The organism is Holdemanella porci (assembly GCF_009696075.1).
GTDB lineage: Bacteria > Bacillota_I > Bacilli_A > Erysipelotrichales > Erysipelotrichaceae > Holdemanella > Holdemanella porci.
Genome location: NZ_VUMR01000130.1, coordinates 1 through 1,166 on the forward strand (window position 1 = coordinate 1; position 1,166 = coordinate 1,166).

At 35.0% G+C, this 1,166-nt stretch carries 1 protein-coding gene and 1 pseudogene; both read left to right on the forward strand.

Annotated features, from left to right (window positions below; all coding sequences use genetic code 11):
• Positions 1–161, forward strand: a pseudogene (locus FYJ55_RS10725) (IS200/IS605 family transposase); the annotation flags it as partial.
• A 183-nt stretch (positions 162–344) separates the two neighbouring features.
• The gene (locus FYJ55_RS10730; RefSeq protein WP_154556810.1) at positions 345–1,025 is read left to right on the forward strand and encodes a 5-oxoproline transporter, DUF969 family subunit; all 681 of its coding nucleotides are present in this window, start codon (positions 345–347) and stop codon (positions 1,023–1,025) included.
• Positions 1,026–1,166: the final 141 nt, after the last annotated feature.

The following is a 1,166-nucleotide window of genomic DNA, read 5'->3' on the forward strand; positions in this document are numbered from 1 at the left end:
GTACTGTAGGATTGAATGATGCGACAGTTGCAAAATATATTCGAGAGCAGGAAATGCACGATATAGCAATGGATAAAATGAGTGTAAAAGAGTACGCAAATCCATTCTCAGAAGCAGAGCAACAGGCATATAAACAAGAAAAAGCAAAGAGAAAGAAATAGTAAAAAACAAAGCCCTTTGAGGGCTGGCGAGAGTCAAAAGCGATAGCTTGAACGAAGTGAAAGCAGCGCCTTGAGACGCGAGCTGGCAGTAAAGGCTTATAGCCGCAGAGAAAACCACGCCTTTTAAGCTTGTTTTTTATTTTTGTTGAGGGATATGATATAAAAAAATCTGTAAGAAATAGAATGAAAGATTATGGAATTATTGAAACTTTAAGCATTCTAATTGTCATAATTGGATTTGTATTAAAATTGGACTCGATTTTGATTATTATGTTTGCTGCTATTGTGACTGCACTTGTTGCAGGTATGGATCCAGTTACTTTCTTGGAAACACTTGGATCTAGTTTTATCGCTAACCGCAGTATGTGTGTATTTGTGATGGTCATGGTTGTTACGGGGACATTAGAAAGAAATGGTTTAAAACAGGCAGCTGCCAATTTAATGATGAAATTCAAAAATCTATCTGCTGGTGTTGTTCTTGTAATTTATGGGGTGTTTAGATTGGTTTTTGCGGTATTTAATGTAAGTTTTGGTGGCGTTGCCGGATTTGTTTGTCCTATTGTATTGCCTATGGCGACTGCTGCAGCTAAGAAAAATGGTAAAAAGGTCACTGAAAAGTATGAAGAAAACTTAAAAGGAATGGCAAGTGGTATGGAAAATATCGCATGGTTCTTCGGACAAGTTTTGTTTGTAGGAACAAGTGGAATGATCTTAGTGCAATCTACATTAGCTGACTTAGGATATGATGTTGAATTAGTCGATTTAATGAAAGTACAGATTCCGGTCGCTATTATCGCGGTTGGAGTTGCGATTGTGTATTACTACCTTAAAGATAAACAATTATCTAGAAGGGAGACTAAATAATGAATCCAATTCAATTTTATAATGCAATCTAAGAACACTCGTGACTTTAGTCATGAGATGAATTGGATATGCAGATGTTAGATAAATAATTTAAAAATAAATAATAAATATAGTGCTTTGAATATATACATATGTTATAAT